The organism is Pseudomonas sp. KCJK9016 (genome assembly GCF_046231795.1).
GTDB lineage: Bacteria > Pseudomonadota > Gammaproteobacteria > Pseudomonadales > Pseudomonadaceae > Aquipseudomonas > Aquipseudomonas bananamidigenes.
In genome coordinates this window covers 271,156-294,249 of the sequence record NZ_JBJJMM010000004.1, presented here as the reverse complement: position 1 = coordinate 294,249, position 23,094 = coordinate 271,156, and the positions used below count along the sequence as shown (strand labels likewise).

Annotated in this window: 29 protein-coding genes; 21 read left to right on the top strand and 8 right to left on the bottom strand. The window is 58.6% G+C overall.

What is annotated here, in order from left to right:
- Positions 1–7: 7 nt before the first annotated feature.
- From rpsN to bfr, 16 genes are all read left to right on the top strand, one after another.
- Positions 8–313, top strand: a complete 306-nt coding sequence (gene rpsN / locus ACK6BI_RS05950; RefSeq protein WP_065259510.1) for a 30S ribosomal protein S14 — start codon at positions 8–10, stop codon at positions 311–313.
- Between the two features lie 208 nt (positions 314–521).
- Positions 522–914: a 30S ribosomal protein S8 gene (gene rpsH / locus ACK6BI_RS05945; RefSeq protein WP_011336171.1), complete on the top strand. Its 393-nt coding sequence runs from the start codon at positions 522–524 to the stop codon at positions 912–914.
- A gap of 12 nt (positions 915–926) precedes the next feature.
- Complete coding sequence (rplF, locus tag ACK6BI_RS05940) at positions 927–1,460, top strand: 50S ribosomal protein L6 (RefSeq protein ID WP_065259511.1); 534 nt, start codon at positions 927–929, stop codon at positions 1,458–1,460.
- A gap of 10 nt (positions 1,461–1,470) precedes the next feature.
- Positions 1,471–1,821: a 50S ribosomal protein L18 gene (rplR, locus tag ACK6BI_RS05935; RefSeq protein WP_003186037.1), complete on the top strand. Its 351-nt coding sequence runs from the start codon at positions 1,471–1,473 to the stop codon at positions 1,819–1,821.
- Between the two features lie 3 nt (positions 1,822–1,824).
- A complete protein-coding gene (gene rpsE / locus ACK6BI_RS05930) occupies positions 1,825–2,325 on the top strand; it encodes a 30S ribosomal protein S5 (protein ID WP_007955637.1) in 501 nt (166 codons plus the stop codon).
- Between the two features lie 2 nt (positions 2,326–2,327).
- On the top strand, positions 2,328–2,504 hold the full coding sequence (gene rpmD / locus ACK6BI_RS05925; RefSeq protein WP_003176408.1) for a 50S ribosomal protein L30: 177 nt from the start codon (positions 2,328–2,330) through the stop codon (positions 2,502–2,504).
- Positions 2,505–2,507: 3 nt separating this feature from the next.
- Positions 2,508–2,945, top strand: coding sequence for a 50S ribosomal protein L15 (rplO, locus tag ACK6BI_RS05920; protein WP_011336169.1), 438 nt, complete (start codon positions 2,508–2,510; stop codon positions 2,943–2,945).
- Positions 2,946–4,274: a preprotein translocase subunit SecY gene (gene secY, locus ACK6BI_RS05915; protein ID WP_003228718.1), complete on the top strand. Its 1,329-nt coding sequence runs from the start codon at positions 2,946–2,948 to the stop codon at positions 4,272–4,274.
- Positions 4,275–4,301: 27 nt separating this feature from the next.
- Positions 4,302–4,418 carry a 50S ribosomal protein L36 gene (rpmJ, locus tag ACK6BI_RS05910; protein WP_002555468.1) on the top strand — a complete coding sequence of 39 codons (117 nt, stop codon included), beginning with the start codon at positions 4,302–4,304 and terminating at the stop codon, positions 4,416–4,418.
- Positions 4,419–4,548: 130 nt separating this feature from the next.
- Positions 4,549–4,905, top strand: a complete 357-nt coding sequence (gene rpsM / locus ACK6BI_RS05905; RefSeq protein ID WP_003186020.1) for a 30S ribosomal protein S13 — start codon at positions 4,549–4,551, stop codon at positions 4,903–4,905.
- A 30-nt stretch (positions 4,906–4,935) separates the two neighbouring features.
- Positions 4,936–5,325, top strand: coding sequence for a 30S ribosomal protein S11 (rpsK, locus tag ACK6BI_RS05900; protein WP_002555466.1), 390 nt, complete (start codon positions 4,936–4,938; stop codon positions 5,323–5,325).
- Positions 5,326–5,343: 18 nt separating this feature from the next.
- The gene (rpsD, locus tag ACK6BI_RS05895; RefSeq protein ID WP_065259512.1) at positions 5,344–5,964 is read left to right on the top strand and encodes a 30S ribosomal protein S4; all 621 of its coding nucleotides are present in this window, start codon (positions 5,344–5,346) and stop codon (positions 5,962–5,964) included.
- A 22-nt stretch (positions 5,965–5,986) separates the two neighbouring features.
- The gene (locus tag ACK6BI_RS05890; RefSeq protein WP_003186012.1) at positions 5,987–6,988 is read left to right on the top strand and encodes a DNA-directed RNA polymerase subunit alpha; all 1,002 of its coding nucleotides are present in this window, start codon (positions 5,987–5,989) and stop codon (positions 6,986–6,988) included.
- 42 nt (positions 6,989–7,030) lie between these two features.
- Entirely contained in the window at positions 7,031–7,417 is a 387-nt protein-coding gene (gene rplQ, locus ACK6BI_RS05885; RefSeq protein WP_007955635.1) for a 50S ribosomal protein L17, read from the top strand.
- Positions 7,418–7,654: 237 nt separating this feature from the next.
- Positions 7,655–9,109, top strand: coding sequence for a catalase (locus tag ACK6BI_RS05880; protein ID WP_409316337.1), 1,455 nt, complete (start codon positions 7,655–7,657; stop codon positions 9,107–9,109).
- Between the two features lie 149 nt (positions 9,110–9,258).
- On the top strand, positions 9,259–9,726 hold the full coding sequence (gene bfr / locus ACK6BI_RS05875) for a bacterioferritin (protein ID WP_065259514.1): 468 nt from the start codon (positions 9,259–9,261) through the stop codon (positions 9,724–9,726).
- Positions 9,727–9,791: 65 nt separating this feature from the next.
- Here the strand turns inward: bfr and uvrA are convergent, their stop codons facing one another.
- A complete protein-coding gene (gene uvrA, locus ACK6BI_RS05870; protein WP_260521199.1) occupies positions 9,792–12,626 on the bottom strand; it encodes an excinuclease ABC subunit UvrA in 2,835 nt (944 codons plus the stop codon).
- A 191-nt stretch (positions 12,627–12,817) separates the two neighbouring features.
- Here uvrA and ACK6BI_RS05865 point away from each other — a divergent pair, with 191 nt between their 5' ends.
- Together ACK6BI_RS05865 and ACK6BI_RS05860 are read left to right on the top strand one after the other, a co-directional pair.
- The gene (locus ACK6BI_RS05865) at positions 12,818–14,215 is read left to right on the top strand and encodes an MFS transporter (RefSeq protein ID WP_409316336.1); all 1,398 of its coding nucleotides are present in this window, start codon (positions 12,818–12,820) and stop codon (positions 14,213–14,215) included.
- A gap of 9 nt (positions 14,216–14,224) precedes the next feature.
- On the top strand, positions 14,225–14,737 hold the full coding sequence (locus tag ACK6BI_RS05860; protein WP_065259516.1) for a single-stranded DNA-binding protein: 513 nt from the start codon (positions 14,225–14,227) through the stop codon (positions 14,735–14,737).
- 75 nt (positions 14,738–14,812) lie between these two features.
- Here the strand turns inward: ACK6BI_RS05860 and ACK6BI_RS05855 are convergent, their stop codons facing one another.
- From ACK6BI_RS05855 to ACK6BI_RS05825, 7 genes are all read right to left on the bottom strand, one after another.
- Positions 14,813–15,970, bottom strand: a complete 1,158-nt coding sequence (locus ACK6BI_RS05855) for a glutathionylspermidine synthase family protein (protein ID WP_409316335.1) — start codon at positions 15,968–15,970, stop codon at positions 14,813–14,815.
- Positions 15,970–16,650 carry a DUF1190 domain-containing protein gene (locus ACK6BI_RS05850; protein WP_409316334.1) on the bottom strand — a complete coding sequence of 227 codons (681 nt, stop codon included), beginning with the start codon at positions 16,648–16,650 and terminating at the stop codon, positions 15,970–15,972. Before ACK6BI_RS05850 ends, ACK6BI_RS05855 begins: the two co-directional genes overlap by 1 nt.
- 17 nt (positions 16,651–16,667) lie before the next feature.
- A complete protein-coding gene (locus ACK6BI_RS05845; protein ID WP_409316333.1) occupies positions 16,668–17,093 on the bottom strand; it encodes a DUF350 domain-containing protein in 426 nt (141 codons plus the stop codon).
- A 13-nt stretch (positions 17,094–17,106) separates the two neighbouring features.
- The gene (locus tag ACK6BI_RS05840; RefSeq protein WP_409316332.1) at positions 17,107–17,745 is read right to left on the bottom strand and encodes a DUF2491 family protein; all 639 of its coding nucleotides are present in this window, start codon (positions 17,743–17,745) and stop codon (positions 17,107–17,109) included.
- 122 nt (positions 17,746–17,867) lie between these two features.
- Positions 17,868–18,566, bottom strand: coding sequence for a PspA/IM30 family protein (locus ACK6BI_RS05835; protein ID WP_409316331.1), 699 nt, complete (start codon positions 18,564–18,566; stop codon positions 17,868–17,870).
- A gap of 17 nt (positions 18,567–18,583) precedes the next feature.
- Positions 18,584–19,252, bottom strand: coding sequence for a YjfI family protein (locus tag ACK6BI_RS05830; protein WP_409316330.1), 669 nt, complete (start codon positions 19,250–19,252; stop codon positions 18,584–18,586).
- A 143-nt stretch (positions 19,253–19,395) separates the two neighbouring features.
- Positions 19,396–19,959: a cysteine hydrolase family protein gene (locus tag ACK6BI_RS05825; RefSeq protein WP_409316329.1), complete on the bottom strand. Its 564-nt coding sequence runs from the start codon at positions 19,957–19,959 to the stop codon at positions 19,396–19,398.
- Positions 19,960–20,059: 100 nt separating this feature from the next.
- On the opposite strand from ACK6BI_RS05825, the gene ACK6BI_RS05820 reads away from it, so the two are divergent.
- From ACK6BI_RS05820 to ACK6BI_RS05810, 3 genes are all read left to right on the top strand, one after another.
- Positions 20,060–21,055, top strand: a complete 996-nt coding sequence (locus tag ACK6BI_RS05820) for a GlxA family transcriptional regulator (protein WP_409316328.1) — start codon at positions 20,060–20,062, stop codon at positions 21,053–21,055.
- Positions 21,056–21,233: 178 nt separating this feature from the next.
- Positions 21,234–22,343, top strand: a complete 1,110-nt coding sequence (locus ACK6BI_RS05815; RefSeq protein WP_409316327.1) for a DUF3182 family protein — start codon at positions 21,234–21,236, stop codon at positions 22,341–22,343.
- A complete protein-coding gene (locus ACK6BI_RS05810; RefSeq protein WP_409316326.1) occupies positions 22,333–23,088 on the top strand; it encodes an alpha/beta hydrolase family protein in 756 nt (251 codons plus the stop codon). The genes ACK6BI_RS05815 and ACK6BI_RS05810 overlap by 11 nt, the downstream gene beginning before the upstream one ends.
- The last annotated feature ends 6 nt before the right edge of the window (positions 23,089–23,094 follow it).

The window sequence follows — 23,094 nt, the reverse complement described above, 5'->3', positions numbered from 1 at the left end:
TAGGAAAATGGCCAAGAAGAGCATGAAGAACCGTGAGCTGAAGCGTCAGCTCACCGTTGCCAAGTACGCCGTCAAGCGTGCAGCGCTGAAAGCTATCATCGTGGATCTGAACGCAAGTCCAGAAGCACGTTGGGAAGCTGCCGTAGCTCTGCAGAAGCAGCCGCGTGACGCAAGCGCTTCGCGCATGCGTAACCGCTGCCGTCTGACTGGTCGTCCGCACGGCGTTTACCGCAAGTTCGGCCTGGGCCGTAACAAGCTGCGTGAAGCTGCAATGCGTGGTGACGTTCCAGGTCTGGTTAAAGCCAGCTGGTAATCGCTGTCAACGTCTCGATGGTCGGGGTCTCAGGAGCCTGACCATCGGTGACCTTGAAGATGAATCAAGCCCCTTTTGGGGCTTGATTCATTTCTGGGGTGTGTCTAGAATGACCGGCTCGCCTGAGCCCGTGTTTTTCTGCCCGGAGTTTCTCGGCGACAAGTAGTAGCCGCAAGGCTAATTTTTCTGTATTAGGAGCGTCTAGCCCATGAGTATGCAGGACCCGTTAGCGGACATGCTAACTCGAATCCGTAATGCCCAGATGGCTGAAAAGTCCGTCGTAAGCATGCCTTCTTCCACGTTGAAGGTGGCTGTAGCTAAAGTCCTGAAGGACGAAGGTTACATCGCGGGTTATCAGATCAGCAGCGAAACCAAGCCACTGCTGTCTATCGAGCTGAAATATTTCGAAGGCCGTCCGGTTATCGAAGAAGTCAAGCGCGTTAGCCGTCCAGGCCTGCGTCAGTACAAGTCCGTCGAAGAACTGCCAAAAGTACGTGGCGGTCTCGGTGTGTCTATCGTCTCCACCAACAAGGGTGTGATGACTGATCGTGCTGCGCGCGCTGCCGGTGTCGGCGGCGAAGTTCTTTGCACTGTGTTCTAAGGGGGGATAAGCATGTCTCGCGTCGCTAAGAACCCCGTTAAGCTGCCAGCCGGTGTCGAAGTAAAATTCGCAGGCCAACAGCTTTCGGTGAAGGGTGCCAAGGGTACTCTCGAACTGAACGTCCATTCGTCCGTTGAAATCGTTGAAGAAGCCGGTGAGCTGCGTTTTGCTGCTCGCAATGGCGATCAACAGACTCGCGCAATGGCCGGTACCACTCGTGCGTTGGTAAACAACATGGTCCAGGGCGTAAGCCAAGGCTTCGAGCGCAAGCTCCAGCTGGTCGGTGTTGGTTACAAGGCGCAAGCAAAAGGTCAGGTGCTGAACCTGGCTCTTGGCTTCTCGCACCCAGTGGATTACGAACTGCCGGAAGGCATCACCGCTGAGACTCCTAGCCAGACCGATATCCTGATCAAGGGCATCGACAAGCAGCTGGTGGGTCAAGTGGCCGCCGAGATCCGCGACTTCCGTCCACCAGAGCCGTACAAAGGCAAGGGTGTGCGCTACGCGGACGAAGTCGTCCGTCGTAAAGAAGCCAAGAAGAAGTAGGGCATAGCAAATGACCGACAAAAAAGTTACTCGACTGCGTCGCGCTCGCAAAGCACGCCTGAAAATGCACGAACTCGAAGTCGTGCGTCTCTGCGTGTTCCGCTCTTCGCAGCACATCTACGCCCAGGTCATTTCGGCCGACGGCAACAAAGTCCTGGCAAGCGCCTCGACTTTGGATAAAGAACTGCGTGATGGCGCCACTGGCAACATCGACGCGGCCACTAAGGTTGGCCAGCTGGTCGCTACGCGTGCTAAGGCCGCTGGCGTCTCGCAGGTGGCTTTCGACCGCTCTGGCTTCAAGTACCATGGCCGCGTTAAAGCGCTGGCTGATGCTGCTCGTGAAGCTGGGCTGGAGTTCTAAGTTATGTCAAATAACGACCAAAAGCGCGACGAAGGCTACATCGAGAAGCTGGTTCAAGTTAACCGCGTAGCAAAAACCGTTAAAGGCGGCCGTATCTTCACTTTCACCGCGTTGACCGTGGTTGGTGATGGTAAAGGCCGTGTTGGCTTCGGCCGTGGCAAGTCGCGTGAAGTGCCTGCTGCGATCCAGAAGGCAATGGAAGCTGCTCGCCGCAACATGATCCAGGTTGATCTGAACGGCACCACTCTGCAGTACGCAATGAAGTCCGCCCACGGCGCTTCGAAGGTGTACATGCAGCCTGCTTCTGAAGGTACCGGTATCATCGCTGGCGGCGCAATGCGTGCTGTCCTTGAAGTTGCTGGCGTCCAGAACGTTCTGGCCAAGTGCTACGGCTCGACCAACCCTGTAAACGTGGTTCACGCCACTTTCAAGGGTCTGAAGGCCATGCAATCTCCTGAATCCATTGCGGCCAAGCGTGGTCTGCGTGTTGAGGAGATCAAGTAATCATGGCTACCGTAAAAGTTACGCTGATCAAAAGCATGACCGGCCGCATCCCTAACCACAAACTGTGCGTTAAGGGTCTGGGCCTGCGTCGCATCGGTCACACTGTAGAAGTCCAGGATACTCCCGAGAATCGCGGGATGATCAACAAGGCTTACTACATGCTGCGTGTCGAGGGTTAATCGATGAAACTCAATGATCTGAGTCCAGCGCCGGGTTCCCGCCGCGAAAAGCATCGTCCGGGCCGTGGTATCGGTAGTGGTTTGGGCAAGACTGGTGGCCGTGGTCACAAAGGTCAGACCTCCCGCTCCGGTGGCACCATCGCTCCAGGCTTTGAAGGCGGTCAACAGCCGCTGCATCGTCGCCTGCCGAAGTTCGGTTTCGTTTCCCTGAAGGCCATGGATCGCGCAGAAGTGCGTCTGTCCGAACTGGCTAAAGTGGAAGGCGACATCGTCACCGTGCAGTCCCTGAAAGATGCCAACGTGATCAACGTCAACGTACAGCGTGTGAAAATCATGCTGTCCGGTGAAGTGGCTCGCGCTGTCACTATCGGCAAGGGAATCGGCGCCACCAAAGGTGCGCGTGCGGCTATCGAAGCAGCTGGCGGCAAGTTCGAGGAATAAATGGCTAAGCAAGGTGCTCTCTCTGCGCTCGGCAAAGGCGGTATGTCTGAACTCTGGGCTCGTCTGCGTTTTCTGTTCCTGGCGATTATCGTCTACCGAATAGGCGCACACATCCCGGTTCCAGGTATCAACCCGGACCGACTCGCGGACCTGTTTCGACAGAATGAGGGGACCATTCTTAGCTTGTTCAACATGTTTTCCGGCGGCGCGCTGGAACGGATGAGCATCTTTGCACTGGGGATCATGCCGTACATTTCGGCATCGATCATCATGCAGCTGATGACCGCCGTCAGCCCGCAGCTGGAGCAGTTGAAGAAGGAAGGTGAAGCTGGCCGTCGCAAGATCAGCCAGTACACCCGCTACGGCACCGTCGTCCTCGCTCTCGTTCAGGCCATTGGCATGTCCATTGGTTTGGCGGGGCAGGGCGTTGCGTTCACTGGTGACTTTGGCTTCCATTTCGTCGCGGTATCCACGTTTGTGGCTGGCGCGATGTTCATGATGTGGCTGGGTGAGCAGATTACTGAGCGTGGTGTAGGCAACGGTATCTCGATGTTGATTTTTTCGGGTATCGTCGCCGGTCTTCCGAGAGCGATCGGGCAGTCTTTCGAGTCTGCGCGTCAGGGTGATATCAACATCTTCGCCCTGGTTGCCATCGGTTTGCTGGCAGTAGCGATTATCGGTTTCGTGGTGTTCATTGAGCGTGGCCAGCGTCGTATCGCTGTTCACTACGCCAAGCGTCAGCAGGGCCGCAAGGTTTTCGCTGCGCAGACCAGCCACCTGCCGCTGAAAGTGAACATGGCCGGTGTTATTCCGGCTATTTTCGCGAGCAGCATTTTGCTGTTCCCGGCTTCGCTGGGTGCCTGGTTCGGTCAGTCTGAAGGTATGGGCTGGTTGCAGGACATCTCGCAGTCGATCGCTCCTGGTCAGCCGTTGAATATTCTGCTGTTTAGTGCAGGGATTATTTTCTTCTGCTTCTTCTATACGGCGTTGATGTTCAATCCGAAAGACGTAGCGGAAAACCTGAAGAAGTCCGGTGCCTTTATTCCGGGCATCCGTCCAGGCGAGCAGTCTGCGCGCTACATTGATGGCGTTCTGACTCGTTTGACCATGTTCGGTGCTCTTTACATGACGGCCGTGTGTCTGTTGCCCCAGTTCCTGGTGGTTGCAGCAAACGTTCCGTTCTACCTTGGCGGGACCTCGTTGCTGATCGTGGTCGTGGTTGTGATGGACTTCATGTCCCAAGTACAATCGCACCTCGTTTCGCACCAGTACGAATCCCTGATGAAGAAAGCCAACCTGAAGGGTTACGGCAGCGGCATGTTGCGCTGAGTACCCATAAGGTTCGAGGAGTTGGTGATGAAAGTTCGTGCATCGGTGAAAAAGCTGTGCCGTAACTGCAAGATTATTCGCCGCGAAGGTGTTGTTCGAGTAATTTGCAGCGCGGAACCGCGTCACAAACAGCGCCAAGGCTGAGTGTGATTGTGCTTCAAGCCCGGCAGCTAGTGCGCTGCCGGGTTGATTATTTGTTATTACAGCGATATTATCTCGCGCCCTATTTCTTGGCTTCCGGGGCGTAGGTAGCTGTCAATTGGAGTCCCACTGAATGGCCCGTATTGCAGGCGTTAACATTCCAGATAACAAGCATACTGTTATCTCGCTGACCTACATCTATGGTGTTGGTCGCACTACTGCGCAGAAAATCTGTGCAGTGACTGGGGTAAACCCAGCAGCAAAGATCAAGGATCTGAGCGACGAGCAAATTGAACAGCTGCGTGGCGAAGTGGCGAAGTTCACCACTGAAGGTGACCTGCGTCGCGAAATCAACATGAAAATCAAGCGCTTGATGGACCTCGGTTGCTATCGCGGTCTGCGTCATCGTCGTGGTCTGCCAGTACGCGGTCAGCGTACCAAGACCAACGCGCGTACCCGTAAAGGTCCGCGTAAGCCGATCCGCAAGTAATCGCCCCAGCGAATCGACAGGAATTTAATCATGGCAAAACCTGCTGCTCGTCCTCGTAAAAAAGTTAAAAAGACAGTGGTTGATGGCATCGCCCACATCCATGCCTCTTTTAACAACACCATCGTGACCATTACCGACCGTCAAGGTAACGCTCTTTCCTGGGCTACCTCCGGTGGTTCGGGTTTCCGCGGTTCCCGCAAGTCCACCCCGTTCGCTGCTCAGGTAGCTGCTGAGCGTGCTGGTCAAGCTGCGCTGGAATACGGCCTGAAAAACCTCGACGTAAACGTCAAGGGCCCAGGTCCAGGTCGTGAATCCGCAGTCCGCGCTTTGAACGGCTGTGGCTACAAGATCGCCAGCATCACCGACGTGACGCCAATCCCGCACAACGGGTGCCGTCCGCCGAAGAAGCGCCGCGTGTAATCCAGGAGATTGTAAAGAATGGCTCGTTACATTGGTCCAAAATGCAAACTCGCTCGTCGCGAAGGCACCGATCTCTTCCTGAAGAGCGGCGTGCGCGCGATCGAATCGAAGTGCAACATTGAAGCAGCACCTGGTATCCACGGTCAGCGCCGCGGTCGCCAGTCCGACTACGGCACCCAACTGCGTGAGAAGCAGAAGGTTCGTCGTATCTACGGCGTTCTCGAGCGTCAGTTCAGCAGCTACTACAAAACTGCTGCCAGCAAGAAAGGTGCAACCGGTGAAAACCTGCTGCAACTGCTCGAATGCCGTCTGGACAACGTTGTATACCGTATGGGCTTTGGTTCGACTCGTGCCGAATCCCGTCAGCTGGTATCTCACAAGTCGATCAGCGTTAACGGTCAAACCGTAAACGTTCCTTCGTACCAGGTTCGTGCTGGTGACGTGGTCGCTGTTCGCGAGAAAGCAAAAAATCAACTTCGCATTGTCCAAGCTCTCGATCTGTGTGCTCAACGTGGCCGCGTAGAGTGGGTAGAAGTAGACACTGAGAAGAAGTCGGGCGTTTTCAAGAACGTTCCTGCTCGCAGTGATCTGTCCGCCGACATCAACGAAAGCCTGATTGTCGAGCTCTACTCCAAGTAAGGGCTAGAAAATAGGTGCATCCATGCAGATTTCGGTAAATGAGTTCCTGACACCCCGCCATATTGATGTGCAGGTTGTCAGTCCAACCCGCGCCAAGATCACTCTCGAGCCTCTCGAGCGTGGTTTCGGCCACACCCTGGGCAACGCGCTGCGCCGCATCCTGTTGTCCTCAATGCCCGGCTGCGCAGTAGTCGAGGCCGAGATTGACGGTGTGCTCCACGAGTACAGCGCCATCGAAGGTGTACAGGAAGACGTAATTGAAATCCTGTTGAACCTTAAAGGTCTGGCTATCAAGCTGCACGGCCGTGACGAAGTTACGCTGACCTTGTCGAAGAAGGGTTCGGGGGTGGTTACCGCTGCCGATATTCAGCTGGATCATGATGTCGAGATCGTTAATCCCGATCACGTAATCGCTAACCTGGCGTCTAACGGCGCCCTGAACATGAAGCTCACCGTAGCTCGTGGTCGTGGTTATGAACCAGCCGACTCGCGTCAGAGCGATGAAGACGAAAGCCGCAGCATCGGTCGTTTGCAGCTTGACTCTTCGTTCAGCCCGGTTCGCCGTATCGCATACGTGGTGGAAAACGCCCGTGTTGAACAGCGTACCAACCTGGACAAGCTGGTTATTGATCTGGAAACCAACGGTACTCTGGATCCTGAAGAGGCTATCCGTCGTGCTGCAACCATCCTGCAACAGCAGTTGGCTGCGTTCGTAGACCTCAAAGGTGACAGTGAGCCAGTGGTTGTCGAGCAGGAAGACGAGATCGATCCGATCCTGCTTCGCCCGGTTGACGATCTGGAACTGACTGTACGTTCGGCTAACTGCCTTAAGGCGGAAAACATCTACTACATCGGCGACCTGATTCAGCGTACCGAAGTAGAGCTGTTGAAGACTCCGAACCTGGGCAAGAAATCCTTGACTGAAATCAAGGACGTTCTGGCCTCCCGCGGTCTGTCCCTCGGCATGCGCCTCGACAACTGGCCGCCTGCAAGTCTTAAGAAGGACGACAAGGCGACTGCCTGATCGTCGTAATCACCGAACGTAGTGTTTGGTAAGGAATGAACCATGCGTCATCGTAAAAGTGGTCGCCACCTGAGCCGCACCAGCTCGCACCGCAAGGCCATGTTCCAAAACATGGCTGTGTCGCTGTTCGAGCACGAGCTGATCAAAACTACTCTGCCAAAAGCCAAAGAACTGCGCCGCGTTGCCGAGCCGCTGATCACTCTGGCCAAGACAGACAGCGTTGCTAACCGTCGTCTGGCTTTCGACCGTACTCGTTCGAAAGCTATCGTTGGTAAGCTCTTCAACGACCTGGGCAAGCGTTACGCTACCCGTGAGGGTGGCTACCTGCGCATCCTCAAGTGCGGTTTCCGCGCTGGCGACAACGCGCCTATGGCGTATGTCGAACTGGTTGATCGTGCTGTCGGCGGTGAAGCTGTATCCGCTGAGTAAGACGTCAGTCTGAAACAAAAAACCGGGCCCAGTGCCCGGTTTTTTGTGTCTGTAAGAAATGCGCCGTTCGTACAAGCTTCTACCCTGTTGAGGTCTGCACTATATGCTGGGGTTGATCGTTAGTATTTTTCTATTGATAGCCATAAGTTAATGAATTTGTGGACGTCATAGTGATGATCGATACTCCCAACAAGCCGATTAGCCGGCAGTTCAAGACTGACAGAGGAAGAAGATCGCATGAGCCAGAACAAGACGCTTACGACTGCCAGCGGCGCGCCTGTCGCCGACAACCAGAACTCCCGTTCCGCCGGGCCGCGTGGTCCGTTGCTGCTCGATGATTTTCACTTGATCGAGAAGCTTGCCCACTTCAACCGGGAGAACATTCCGGAGCGCCGTGTTCACGCCAAAGGCTCGGGCGCCTACGGTACTTTCACCGTCACACGCGATATCACGCAGTACACCAGCGCCAAGCTGTTTTCTGCTGTAGGCAAGCAGACACCGACTTTCCTGCGATTCTCTACGGTGGGTGGTGAGCGCGGATCGGCTGACACCGAGCGTGATCCTCGTGGATTCGCTCTGAAGTTCTACACCGAAGAAGGTAACTGGGACATCGTTGGTAACAACACTCCGGTGTTCTTCATTCGTGATCCACTGAAATTCCCTGACTTTATCCACACCCAGAAGCGTCTGCCGCAAAGCAACCTGAAAAGTGCGCAGATGATGTGGGATTTCTGGTCGCACTCACCCGAAGCGCTGCACCAGGTCACTATCCTGTTTTCTGATCGCGGAATTCCCGATGGATACCGCCATATGCACGGTTTCGGCAGTCATACTTACAGCCTGATCAACGCACAAGGTGAGCGTCATTGGGTCAAGTGGCACTACAAGACCATGCAGGGAATCAAGAATCTCGCGCCGGCTGAGGCGGCACGCCTGGCAGGCACAGATCCAGACTACGCACAACGTGACCTGTTCGAGGCCATCGAACGTGGTGATTTCCCGAAATGGAGCGTATGTATCCAGATCATGACCGAAGCCCAGGCCGCGGCGCATTACGAGAACCCGTTTGACGTGACCAAAACCTGGTCGCAGAAGGAGTTCCCGTTGATCGAAGTCGGTGAGCTTGAGTTGAATCGCAATCCGCTGAATTACTTTGCTGAAGTCGAGCAAGCCGCGTTCGGTCCAAGCAATATGGTGCCAGGCGTAGGCCTTTCGCCGGATCGTATGCTGCAAGGTCGAGTGTTCGCTTATGCCGATGCGCATCGCTACCGTGTAGGCACCAATCACCAGCAACTGCCGGTGAACGCTCCGCGCAGTCCGGTCAACACCTATCAGCGTGATGGTGCGATGGCGTTTGGCAGCAATGGTGGCGCAGCGCCCAACTATGAGCCGAACAGCTACGTAGAGTCGCCGAAGCAAGCGCCGCACTATGCTGAACCGGCACTTGCCTTGAGCGGGGCGGCTGATCGCTACGATCACCGGGAAGACACCGATTACTACAGCCATGCCGGTGCACTGTTCCGTTTGATGAGTGAAGAGCAGAAAACCCTGCTGGTCAGCAACATCGCGGGTGCGATGGCAGGTGTTTCGAGTGACGTGGTGGACCGTCAGTTGCAGCATTTCCACAAGGCCGACCCGGCGTACGGAGAAGCAATCGCAAAGCTGCTCAACGTACAGCTTAACGAAGTCTAAACGAGAAGCAGAACCGCCCTCATTGGGGCGGTTTTTGCGTTATTTAGCCTGCTTTTCTCAGAATGTCTTCGCTTTTATTGCGCAAGGTGAGTGACCTCGCGGTCATGTTGGTTCAAACTACAGACTTTCAGGAAGGGAGATGTAGGGCGATGCAAGGCCACCCAGACGTTATCGATTACCTCAACACGTTGCTGACCGGCGAACTGGCCGCGCGCGATCAATATTTCGTTCACTCGCGGATGTATGAGGACTGGGGATTCACCAAGCTCTACGAACGAATCAACCACGAGATGGAAGAGGAAGCCGGTCACGCCGATGCCCTGATGCGCCGGATTCTGATGCTTGAAGGCACCCCGCGCATGCGCCCGGATGATCTGGATGTGGGCACCACGGTGGAAACCATGCTCGAAGCGGATCTGCGCCTTGAGTACAAGGTACGCGCCGCGCTCTGCAAGGGCATTGAACTGTGCGAAAAGCACGGTGACTACGTAAGCCGCGATATCCTCAAGCTTCAGTTGCACGACACCGAAGAAGATCACACCTACTGGCTGGAAAAACAGTTGGGCCTGATCAAGCTGATCGGTATCCAGAACTATCTGCAATCCCACACCTCCTGATTGCAGTTGCTACAAAAAAGCCCCTGTCACTGATGAAGTGACAGGGGCTTTTTCATGCCCGTCAATCAGGCTCTATCGCGGATCAGCAGCGGCTTGAGGTAATGGCCGGTGTGAGACTGCTTCATCTCGGCCACTTCCTCCGGCGTACCGGTAGCAATGATCTGCCCGCCTTTCGAGCCACCCTCCGGGCCGAGATCCACCAGCCAGTCGGCGGTCTTGATCACGTCGAGGTTATGTTCGATCACGACCACGGTGTTGCCGTGGTCACGCAGGCGATGCAGCACATCGAGCAGTTGCTGGATATCCGCGAAGTGCAGGCCGGTGGTCGGCTCATCGAGGATGTACAGGGTCTTGCCGGTGTCGCGCTTGGACAGCTCGCGAGACAACTTGACCCGTTGGGCCTCACCACCGGACAGGGTCGTGGCCGACTGTCCAAGCTTGATGTACGACAGGCCCACATCCATCAGCGTCTGCAGCTTGCGCGCCAGCGCCGGCACCGCGTCGAAGAACTCCCGCGCTTCCTCGATCGTCATCTCGAGGGTTTCGTGGATGCTCTTGCCCTTGTATTTGATTTCCAGGGTTTCGCGGTTGTAGCGCTTGCTCTTGCATACGTCGCACGGAACATAAATATCCGGCAGGAAGTGCATTTCCACCTTGATCAGGCCATCGCCCTGGCAGGCCTCGCAACGACCGCCCTTGACGTTGAACGAGAAGCGCCCCGGGCCATAACCACGGGAGCGGGACTCGGGCACGCCGGCGAACAGTTCGCGGATCGGCGTAAACAAGCCCGTATAGGTCGCCGGGTTGGAGCGTGGTGTACGACCGATCGGGCTCTGGTCGATATCGACAACCTTGTCCAGATGCTCCAGACCCTTGATGCTGTCGTGGGCCGCGGCTTCCAGGGTGGTTGCACCGTTAAGTGCCGTGGCGCTCAGGGGGAACAGCGTGTTGTTGATCAGCGTTGACTTGCCCGAGCCGGAAACACCGGTCACGCAGGTCAGCAGGCCGATCGGAATCTCCAGATCGACGTTGCGCAGGTTGTTGCCACGAGCGCCCTTGAGCGAGAGCACCTGCTTCTTGTTGCGCGGGGTACGTTTGGCCGGCACTTCGATCTTGACCCGGCCCGACAGGTATTTGCCGGTCAGCGAATCAGGGTGCGCCATGACTTCGTCCGGAGTGCCTTCGGCAACGATCTGCCCGCCATGAACCCCGGCACCCGGACCGATATCCACGACGTAGTCGGCCAGACGGATCGCGTCCTCATCGTGCTCGACCACGATCACCGTGTTACCGATGTCGCGCAGATGCTTCAGGGTGCCGAGCAGGCGATCGTTGTCGCGCTGGTGCAGGCCGATGGACGGCTCATCGAGAATGTACAGAACCCCGACCAGTCCGGCGCCGATCTGACTGGCCAGACGAATCCGCTGGGCTTCGCCGCCGGACAGGGTATCGGCACTGCGATCCAGCGACAGATAATCCAGCCCCACATTGACCAGGAACTGCAGCCGCTCGCGGATTTCCTTGAGAATCTTGTCAGCGATTTCGCCCCGGCGGCCGGTCATTTTCAGCTCGCCGAAGTAGTCGCAGGCATCGCCGATCGGCAGGTTGGTCACCGCCGGCAGCGTTTTCTCGCCAACCCACACGTGCCGCGCTTCACGCCGCAGACGGGTGCCGCGGCAATCCGGGCAGGACTGGGTGCTGAGGAACTTCGCCAGTTCTTCGCGCACGCTGGCCGATTCGGTTTCGCGATAGCGGCGCTCAAGGTTGGGCACGATGCCTTCGAACGGGTGCGAGCGCTTGACGATGTCGCCGCGATCATTGAGGTACTTGAAATCGACGTTCTGCGAACCGCTGCCGTGCAGGATGTACTTCTGCTGGTCGGCCTTCAGCTCGTTGAAAGGTTTTTCCAGGCTGAACCCGTAGTGTGCGGCCAACGAACCAAGCATCTGGAAGTAATAGACGTTGCGCCGGTCCCAGCCGCGTATCGCACCTTCGGCCAGGGTCAGTTCGCCATTGACCAGGCGCTTGATGTCGAAGAACTGTTTTACCCCCAGGCCATCGCAGGTCGGGCAGGCACCGGCCGGGTTGTTGAAGGAAAACAGCTTGGGTTCCAGCTCGCTGATCGCATGGCCGCAGATCGGGCAGGCGAAGCGCGCGGAAAAGATCATTTCTTCGCCCGGCTCGTCGTCCATCGGCGCCACCAGGGCGATGCCGTCCGCCAGCTTCAGGGCGGTCTCGAAGGACTCGGCGAGACGCTGCTGCAGATCGGCGCGAACCTTGAAACGGTCGACTACCACCTCGATCGTGTGCTTCTTCTGTTTGTCGAGCTTCGGCAGTTCGTCCAGCTCGCATAGCCGACCATTGACCCGTGCCCGGACGAAACCCTGGGCCCGCAGCTCTTCGAACACCGACAGATGTTCGCCCTTGCGTTCGCGGATCACCGGTGCGAGCAGCATCAGCTTGCTGCCTTCCGGCTGGGCCAGCACCAGGTCGACCATCTGGCTGACGGTCTGGGCTTCCAGCGGGATGTCGTGATCGGGGCAGCGCGGTGTACCGACGCGTGCATACAGCAGGCGCAGGTAGTCGTAGATTTCGGTGATGGTGCCGACCGTGGAGCGCGGGTTGTGCGAGGTCGACTTCTGTTCGATGGAAATGGCGGGTGACAGACCTTCGATGGTGTCGACGTCGGGTTTTTCCATCATCGACAGGAACTGCCGGGCATAGGCCGACAGGGATTCGACATAGCGGCGCTGACCTTCGGCGTACAGCGTGTCGAAAGCCAGGGACGACTTGCCGGATCCGGACAGGCCGGTGATGACGATCAGTTTGTCCCGTGGCAGGGTCAGGTCGATGTTCTTCAGGTTGTGGGTACGGGCCCCACGTATCAGGATCTTGTCCAAAGTGGCCTCGCTCGGCGGGCTTCGAAAACACAGGAGTATACGGCCAAATACTGGATGGATGCACACTATCGAATGAAGGGTTTTTTGCCTTGCATGAAGAGAATTTCATCTGTACGTGGCAAAGCGTCGCGATATACCCCGTCTTCCGATGGGACTGGTAGAATCGCCGCCGGTTCACACGAGGTTTTTCCATGCACGATCCCCACAGCGAACGCATGAGTGGCAGCGAGACCCGCGCGGCGAGCGGTCTGGCCCTGGTGTTCGCCTTCCGTATGCTTGGCATGTTCATGGTGCTGCCGGTACTGGCGACCTATGGCATGGATCTGGCGGGAGCGACCCCGGCCCTCATCGGGCTGGCGATTGGCGCCTACGGCCTGACCCAGGCGATTTTCCAGATCCCGTTCGGAATCATTTCCGACCGTATCGGCCGCCGTCCGGTGATTTTCCTGGGACTGATCGTCTTTGCCCTCGGCAGTGTACTGGCGGCCCAGGCGGATTCGATCTGGGGCGTGATCGCCGGTCGCATCCTGCAGGGCGCCGGGGCGATTTCCGCGGCGGTCATGGCCCTGCTTTCGGACCTGACCCGCGAACAGCATCGCACCAAAGCGATGGCGATGATCGGTATGACCATCGGCCTTTCGTTCGCCGTGGCCATGGTGGTCGGCCCGCTGCTGACTCGCGCATTCGGTCTTTCCGGCCTGTTCCTGGCCACTGGCGGCATGGCGCTGGTGGGTATCGTGATCGTGCAGTTCATGGTGCCGAAATCCACCGGGCCGCTGAGTCATCGCGAGTCCGGCGTTGCGCGTCAGGCATTGATGCCCACGCTCAAGCATCCGGACCTGCTGCGACTGGATCTGGGCATTTTTGTGTTACATGCGATGTTGATGTCGAGCTTCGTCGCACTGCCTCTGGCGCTGGTGGAAAAGGCCGGGCTGCCCAAGGAACAGCACTGGTGGGTCTACCTCACAGCCTTGCTGATCTCTTTCTTCGCCATGATCCCGTTCATCATCTACGGCGAGAAGAAACGCAAAATGAAACGAGTTTTGCTCGGCGCCGTCATGACGCTGATGCTCACTGAGCTATTCTTCTGGCAGTTCGGCGACAGCCTGCGGGCTCTGGTGATCGGCACGGTGGTGTTCTTCACCGCGTTCAATCTGCTGGAAGCTTCGCTGCCGTCGCTGATCAGCAAGGTTTCACCGGCAGGCGGAAAGGGCACGGCCATGGGCGTGTATTCCACCAGCCAGTTCCTCGGTTCGGCACTCGGCGGGATTCTCGGTGGCTGGATGTTCCAGCATGGCGGTCTGTCGGTTGTCTTCCTTGGATGTGCCGGGCTGGCTGCCATCTGGCTGGCCTTTGCTGTTACCATGCGCGAACCACCCTACGTGACGAGCCTGCGCTTGCCGTTGTCGCCCGAGGCGATCCGCGAAGCGGGTCTGGTCGAGCGCCTCAGGGCCCTCGTGGGGGTAACGGATGCAGTGATAGTCGCCGATGAAGCGGCTGTTTACATCAAACTGGATAAAGAATTAGTGGATCGCGACACCCTCGAACGCCTGGTGAACAACCCGGCCGAGGCTGCTTGCGAAGCCTAGGAGAACGTTATGGCCCGTGGGGTTAACAAAGTCATATTGGTCGGCACTTGCGGCCAGGATCCCGAAGTTCGCTACTTGCCTAACGGTAACGCCGTGACCAACCTGAGTCTGGCAACCAGCGAACAGTGGACCGACAAGCAGACCGGTCAGAAGGTCGAGAAGACCGAATGGCACCGCGTATCGATGTTCGGCAAGGTTGCCGAAATCGCCGGCGAATACCTGCGCAAGGGTTCGCAGGTTTACATCGAAGGCAAACTGCAGACCCGTGAGTGGGAAAAGGACGGCATCAAGCGTTACACCACCGAAATCGTGGTCGACATGCAAGGCACCATGCAACTGCTGGGCGGCCGTCCACAACAGGGCGACCAACAAGGCGGTGGCAACAACTATCAGCAGCAGGCGCCACGCCAGCAGGCCCCGCGTCCGCAGCAGTCGGCACCGCAACAGCGTCCGGCTCCTCAGCAGGCCGCACCGCAACCGGCTCCGGATTTCGACAGCTTCGATGACGACATTCCGTTCTGATTCGCTGCTGCATCCGCTTTGAACAAAAAGGCCCGTCGCTGAACACGACGGGCCTTTTTCATGGGCGCAGGTTTTTCAGTCAAGAATCAGATGCGGCAGGAACCGGCTCGAATCCTTGGTGATCAGGCTGTTGTCCTCGCGCACGCCAATTCCCGCCGCTTGATCGCCGATGACCCATGACCCGATCAGTGTGTAGCTGTCATCGAACTTCGGCAGCGGCGCAAATTCCTGCAGGATGAAGGGCGCATCCGTGTAGGGACCATCCTCTTTGACGATCAGACCGTCGGCAGTTTGCAGCTCGATGTTGGCACCTTCCCGGGAGAAGTAGGGTTTGCGCACCCAGCCTCTGGGCACCGCGCTGGTCGGATTCGGATCGAGATGCGCCGCCAGCAGATTCGGATGCCCCTTGTGCAACTCCCAGAGCAGGGGCAGGGCGCCCTTGTTCGAGAGAATGGCTTTCCACGCCGGTTCGAAAAACTGCGTATCGCAGTCGGCAATGGCGGCACCGAACGGCTCGTGGAAGATGAATTCCCACGCGTGCAGCTTGAACAGGTGCGGGATCCAGCGATCCTCGAGGTCGACGAAACGCCCTTCACTCGTCAGGCCGATGTCTTCGATATCGATGTGCCGGGATTCGATGCCGACCTTCTCCGCGATCAGTCGCAGGTAGTCCGTGGTGCCCTTGTCTTCGACGGAGCCTTTCATCGAGGCAAAGTAGAAAGGACGCTTGAGCTTCAACGCGGCAAAGGCTTCATGCAATCGTGTGTCGATGCTGTTGAACTGGTCGGCATGGCGCGGCAGCATCCCGCGCTCGATGCATTGCTCCAGCCAGCCCCACTGGAATGCCGAGGCCTCGTAAAGACTGGTGGGCGTGTCGTAGTTGAGTTCCAGCAGTTTCGCCGGGCCGTTGCCGCTGTAGGAGAAGTCCATGCGCCCGTACAGATGCGGATGACCTTCCAGCCAGGACGTTCGGATCATGTCGTAGTACGGCGCGGGGATGCTCAGGCGATCGAGCAGTTCTTCGCTGTGCACGACCCGACCCACCAGATCCATGCACATCTCATGCAGTTCGGCAGTCGGATCCTCGAGATCGTTTTCGATCTGTGCGAGCGTGAACTGGTAGTACGCGCGCTCGTCCCAGTAGGGCTCGTCGTTGATGGTGTGGAACAGGAAGCCGAGGCTTTCGGCCGTCTGTTTCCAGTCGTGGCGCTCGGCGCAATGGATCTTCTTCATCAGCTGCTCGAACTGCCCCAGCCGCCCCAACCGCTGCGGGCGCTGGACTGGCTGCCGAAACCGCCACGGGACGTCGAAGACGCCACGTTGACCGGTTTGCTCCGGGAGCTGGTGTAGTCCGAACTGCTGCTGGTGCGCGTCGATTCGATACGCCGGTTCAGCGTCGAAGTGTCGTACGTCTGACGGGCAGGGCGGTCGCGATACACCGTCCGCGTGTTGTTGCTCATGGCATTGCCGATCAACCATCCGGTGAGCCAGCCGTTACTCGACCCGCCACCGCTGGAGACGTGCGTCGTACTCTGGGTCTGGACAGGTTCGGCATCGCCCGCCGGCATCTGCGCATTGGCAATCGCATCGAGGTTCTGTGCCGGTTCAGGATTTGGCGAAACCTTGAATCCACCGAGCTTCGGTACAAAACGCCCATCGGAATTTTTCTGACACCAACCGGCGGCAAAGTCCGCATCACACTTGCTTTTGTCGTCGTACGCCGGGGCGATGCGCCGGTGTTCGGCCAGCGCTGCGATGTAGGCATTCGAGCAGGCATCGGCTGCCACTTCGGCGTCGACGCACTGTTCCACGCTCTGGAAGGTGCGCTGTTGTGCCTCGGCGGCCGCTTCACCGGAAATCGCCAGGGCCACCGAGGCGGCCAGTGACAGTTGGACGTACTTGCTTCGTTTCATCTCAGGCTTCCTGCCGATCAGTAGGACGGGGTCATGCATGCGGCGTTGAGCATGCCGACGCTGATTGCCACCGCCGCCACGTAGATGCCGGCGGCGACTTCACCGTTGGCGATGCGTTGGGATGTGCCCTTGAGCACCAGCCCGGTGGCCAGGAAGGCCAGCAGTTGCACCACGGCAGCGATCACGGCCCAGAGAACGAAATCGAGGACGTTGATCGAGTGAGCGATGATGTTGCTCGCCGGAATCGCGAAACCGATGATCGCACCCGACAGGGCAATGGCCGCCGCGTTGTTGCCGGCGCGAATCAGTTCGAACTCCTTGTGCGGCGTGATGCGCGTGTAGACGAACTGAAACAGCATGAACAGCAGTACGGCGCCGATCAGATAGGCGGCGAAGCCCACCAGCGCGGCCTTGTTCAGGGAAACGGACAGCACTTCCAGCATGAGGAACTTCCTTTTAAATGGTGCTCAGATCGGTGGTGTACAGCGAGATGCCCAGCGATGTGCTCAGGCTGACGGTACCTTCTTCGTCCTGTTCGACGGAGAACAGCAGCAGTTCGCGACGGTCGGTCAGTCCGGTTTCCCGGGCGTACAGCATCGAATGGTGTTCGATGGTGTAGGACTCGTCGGGATTGACCACTTGCTCGGTGAGCGGGACCAGTTCGGTCTGGCCACGTTCGGTACCCCATTCGCGGGTAAAGGTAATGCCCTCATGGGTATAGGCCGGCAGACCGATCAGGCTGTTCGGGCCCGCCAGGCGCTGCAGCTCGGCATCACTGTTGACCGTGACGTAGCTGAGGTAATTGAACAACGTCACTGATTCGACCTGATCGTCGCCGGTGACGTGAACCTGCAGCCAGAAATCTTCGTTGTCCAGGTAGTAACGATGCAGCTTGTTCGACTGACCGAGGTCGATCCAGCCGGCGCTCCAGATGGCCTGGGCATCGGGAACCCTTACCGAGGTGCTGCCGTCGAGCAGCAGGCCGAGCGTCGAATCGAAGCGGATCGCCTTGCCCTGCGCCAGCCCCAGCGGGCCGCCGGCCGTGTCGCGTACGGGGGCCGAGCCGGCGCCGAGCAAGTTCTTTAACCATCCCATGGGTACATTCCTTGAAGCGGGTGGAGGTGTTCGTTGGCAAAACGCCGCTAGTGTACCGGCCTCGCGACGAACGAGCAGGCAAAAAAGAAGGGCACCGGGTGCCCTTCTTTTACCTGTCGCCCTTACTGGGCCGACTTCTGCTTCAGGCGCTCGAGAATCGCGTTGGCGCTGCCTTCGTTCGGCGTGATGCCGGCTTCGCGCAGCTTGCGTTCCAGGTCGTTGCCGGTCGTGGCATCGGCCAGTTCGTCCTGAGCGTTCAGCTCGGCGGCGCGTTGTTTTTGCTTTTCCTGCAAACGGTTCAGGGTGCCGACCGCGGTTTCCAGTTTGCCATTGGCGCCGCCGCTGGCGATGGATGCGCTGACCTGGGCCTTCTGCACGCTTTCACGGGCCTTGGCCATGTCCACTTGCTGGCGCAGGCTCTTGATCCGCGCTTCGGCCTTGTTGATGTCCTTGCGCATGTTGTCGGCGTAGGTGCCGAACTCGTCGCTCTGGGCTTTCTCGGTGTTCAGGTCGTTGGTCAGAGTCGAAATCGCTTCGGCCACTTCCATGGCCAGGTCTTCACGGCCGGCGTTCAGCGCGGAAACGGCCTTGGCTTCCAGATCCTTGATCTTGGCGTCGTACTCGCTCACGCGGTCGGCGGAGAGTTTGTGCTTGGCCATGATGGTGACCAGTTCGCGACGGGCATTGGACAGGGCGCTGTCGGCGTCACGAATTTCCTGATCGAGGATGCGCAGGGCCTGTTGATCGACGATCGCTTCGCCGACTTCACTGGCGCCGCCGCGCAGAGCGGTGAACAACTTGCTCCAGATGGACTGAGTCATTGGATTTTCCCTGTTGATTACTTGAAGAAGTGTTCGAAGGCTTCGCTGGCGCGCTGCACGTTATCGACCAGGGTTTTCACCTCGGTGACCACGTTGGTCAGGCTCGAATCCGCGCTCAGTGCGCCGAACATGTTGTAGACGGTCTGCCCGTTGGGCATGGTCTCGATGCCGATCGACGACAGCGGGAACATTTCCCGGCTGCGCAACACGGCGTCGTTGAAGGCGCGCACGTCGGTGATCGAATCGATGTCCACCAGCACGGTGTCGACGATGATTTGCTGGCCGGCGATGGCGATGTGAATCGGCAGGCCGCCGAATTCGTTCATTTCCAGTTTGAGGCTGGGTTCGGCGCTCTGGATCAGGGACAGCGTGATCTCGTGCGAAGCCACCTCGTCCAGCGCCTTGAAAGCGTTGTAGAGGCTATCGATGTTCCAGTTGTTGCCTGCGCTCATGTAATTCTCCGACATGAATGAGCCAGCCAGAATCGGTTGGCGTAGCTGTTGCTCCATTTGCTTGAGCAAGCTTCGGTTTTCGGGAAGCACCCAAGTTTCGTGTTTCACATAACCGGCGGCAGCCAGGCCCGCGCGCATCTGCTTCATGTAGAAGCTCGACGGTTTTTTCGCGGACGGTGTCGAGCTCACTCCCTTCGGGCTTTCCGATTTTGTTGCAGGGGAGGTGCTTTTCATGGCGATGACTCCGTTATGAACATCTCACGCGTGAGCCACACTACAGCCAATCCAAAGTGCCATCAATGGCTCACGCGTGAGATTTTTTCAGCGCACGAAAAAAGGCCCGCAACATGGCGGGCCCGTATTTTTATGAAGCTTCGTTACGAGGATTGGCGGCTGGCCGCGAGGAATTCGTCTGCCGAGACCACACTGGCGTAGGCAAATGCCAGCGAAGACATGAACGCCGCATGCACCTGGGCCGCCGGCACGGTCAGGCCATTGAATTCCAGATCGCGGGTGGCGCAGGCATCGTGGATCACCGTGACGGTGTAGCCCAGATCCGCCGCCGCACGGGCGACCCCATCGATGCACATATGGCTCATGCTGCCCACCACTACCAGCTCCTTGATCTCCTGTTCATCGAGGATCGATTGCAGTTCGGTTTCGCGGAATGCGTTGACGAAGTGTTTGAGCACCACCGGTTCGTCGGCGCGGTTGAGCACCTTGGGGTGAAGCTTTGCGCCCTCGGAGCCCGGAGCAAAAAACGCTGCGTCTGCAGAGGCGAACTCGTGACGGATATGTATCACCGCTTTACCCGCTTCACGGAAAGCGGCGATCAGCCGGGCCGCGTTGTCGGCGGCGGCCTCGACGCCTGACAGCGGCCACTTGCCCTGGGGGAAGTAGTCGTTCTGGATATCGACTACGATGAGTGCTTGCCTGGCCATGGGGGTGTCCTCGAAGTGTTGTTGAGAGTGGATTCAGTATTGGCGCGGAGCTCGGTTTCGAGGATTGGCCGCACCGACAATAAGCAGGGGAAAACTGACAATGGGTGTTGAACGGGCCGTTGCCGAGCTGGGCGTGCTGATTTATCCCGGTGCGCAGATGGCGGCGGTGCACGGTTTGACCGACCTGTTCGGCGTGGCCGAGCGGATCGCTGCCGAGCATCGGGCCGAGCAATTGCCGCGCCTGCGGGTGAGTCACTGGCAGGTCGAGAACGAGCAGGCACCGGTCAGGGTTTACGACAGTCATCCTGCTACCGAAACGGGGTTGCTGGCGGTGCTGATCCCACCTTCGATCGCCGGGTTCAGCGCAGAGCAGGCATCGCCGCAATTGCTGCAATGGCTGCGCGACCAACATGCTCGCGGTGCGACACTGGGCGGCGTCTGCGTGGGCTCGTGGTTGCTGGCCGAAAGCGGTCTGCTCAACGGTCGCAGCGCCACCACTCACTGGACCTCGGCCAAGGCATTTGCCGAGCGTTATCCGCAGATCAGGCTCAAGGCTGACACACCGATTGTCGACGACGGCGACCTGATCACTACGGCAGGGCTGATGGCTTGGTCGGAGCTGGGACTGCGACTGGTTGATCGTTTGTTGGGCCCAAGCATCGCCAGCGCCACCGCGCGGTTTCTGGTGATGGAACACAGCGACAGCGCCAGTGCCTGCGGCAGTAATTTCGCGCCGATCCTCGGCCATGGCGATGCAGCGATTCTCAAGGTCCAGCACTGGCTGCAAAGCACCGGCGCGACGGACGTTTCGCTGGCCTCGATGGCCGAGCGATCAGGACTGGAGGAGCGCACATTCCTGCGTCGTTTCCGGGCCGCCACCGGCCTGAAACCCACCGAATACTGTCAGCACCTGCGGGTTGGCAAGGCCCGGGAAATGCTCGAGTTCAGCAACGGCACCATCGATCACATTGCGTGGACGGTGGGGTATCAGGATCCGGGAGCCTTTCGCGCCATCTTCAAGAAAATCACCGGGCTGGCGCCGAGTGACTACCGCAATCGGTTCGGCGTTACCCCACCGACCGCGCTGGCGAGATAGCACCGCGCGGTCGTGCAAAATGCCGTGGCCGTGGCGGGCATCGTGCAGATTGAAACGGGCGCAACGCCAGTACGAAAAGGCTAATCGACTGATCCGCAAAGGTTTTGGCGTCGTCATCATTTGGCCTGATCTCTGCACCCTCTGACCTACATTCACCGAGCCGCTGGAAGGGGGACGCATGACCCCGACACCTCGCAAAAAATTAGTCGTCGCCCACTCCGTACGTCCCGACGCGCCGCAACACGAAGTGCAGACCAACAGGGCTCTGGCCCGTTGGCTGGCGCAGATTCTCGGACTGAAATTCGGTGGCAGCTACGACGCGCAACAACACCGTGGTCGCGATTTATATCTGCTGCCGACCCAAACCATCGTCGGCGCCGCCAGCGCCCATGAACTGGGCATAAAGGGCTCCGATGATCTGTGGGGTGGCTTCGTCGAGCACGATTTCATCTGCACCAAAGCCATCAGTCATGGTTTGCGCAGCCATCTGGCCCATGCGCCGCAAGGCTGGTCGCCGCTGTTTTCCGAACGCACGCGCAATGTCGTGCTCGACGGGCTCAGTGTGTTTGCGCTGGAAGATGCACGGCCCGCGGCTGAACATCTTTTGTACAGCGGCCCGATCCGTCTCAAACCGGTTCACGCCTGTGCCGGGCGCGGGCAGGAAGTGATCGAAAGTCTCGATGCTTTCGACGAAATCCTCGTCCGCCCTGATGCCGCAAAGCTCTTCGCTGAAGGCGTGGTGCTCGAACAGGACCTGAGCCGGGTCGTCACCCACAGCGTCGGCCAGTCGTTCATCGGCGACCGGGTGCTCAGTTACTGCGGTGATCAATACTTGACCGAAGATGCCCACGGTGCAGAGGTTTACGGCGGCTCGAACCTGCTGGTGGTGCAGGGCGGTTATGACGATTTGCTGAAACTGGATCTGCCGGACGATGTGCGGTTGGCGATTGAACAGGCGCAGGTGTTCGACAGTGCGGCGAATGAGGCCTATCCACGTTTCTACGCTTCGCGGCGCAACTACGACATCGCTCAGGGCCTGGACAGCAATGGCCGATCGCGCAGCGGCGTGCTCGAACAATCCTGGCGCATGGGTGGCGCCAGCAGTGCCGAAGTGGCGGCGTTGCAGAGTTTCGTCAACGACCCTGCGATGCGCGGGATCCGCGTCTCGTCAGTGGAAACCTATATTGACCGGGCACTGCCGGCGGATGCCATCGAGGTCTATCGCGGCCCGGCCGAGAACAGCGACTTTCTCCTCAAATACGTAACGGTCCAATCCTATGACGGCTAGAAGCGAAAGCATTCAGATCGACATTGATGGCGAACAGATGAGCGGGACCTTCCTCAGTCCCAGATCGAAAGTCCCCGGCGTGTTGTTCGTGCACGGTTGGGGCGGCAGCCAGGAGCGGGATCTGGAGCGGGCCAGAGGCATCGCCGGTCTGGGTTGCGTGTGCCTGACGTTCGACCTGCGCGGGCACACCGGCGGCACCGGCATCCCGTTGAGCCGGGTAACCCGTGAAGACAACCTGCGTGACTTGCTGGCGGCCTACGACCGGCTGCTCGCGCACCCGGCGCTGGACACTTCGGCTATCGCGGTGGTCGGCACCAGCTACGGCGGCTATCTCGCCTCGATCCTCACCTCGTTGCGCCCGGTGCGCTGGCTGGCGCTGCGGGTGCCGGCGCTGTATCGCGACGAACAATGGCACACGCCCAAGCGCGATCTGGACAAGGCCGACCTGCGCGATTATCGCGGTACCCTGGTGCGGGCCGACAGTAACCGGGCGCTGCACGCCTGCTCGCAATTCACCGGGGATGTGCTGCTGGTGCAATCGGAAACCGACGACTATGTACCTCACGCGACGATCATGAGCTATCGCGCCGCGTGCCAGCAGACCCACTCGCTGACTCACCGCATCATCGACGGCGCCGACCATGCCCTGAGCGATCCGACGTCGCAGCAGGCGTACACCTCGATCCTCGTCGACTGGATCACCGAGATGGTGGTGGGCGAACGATTGAGCATCATTCAGTCTTGATGATCT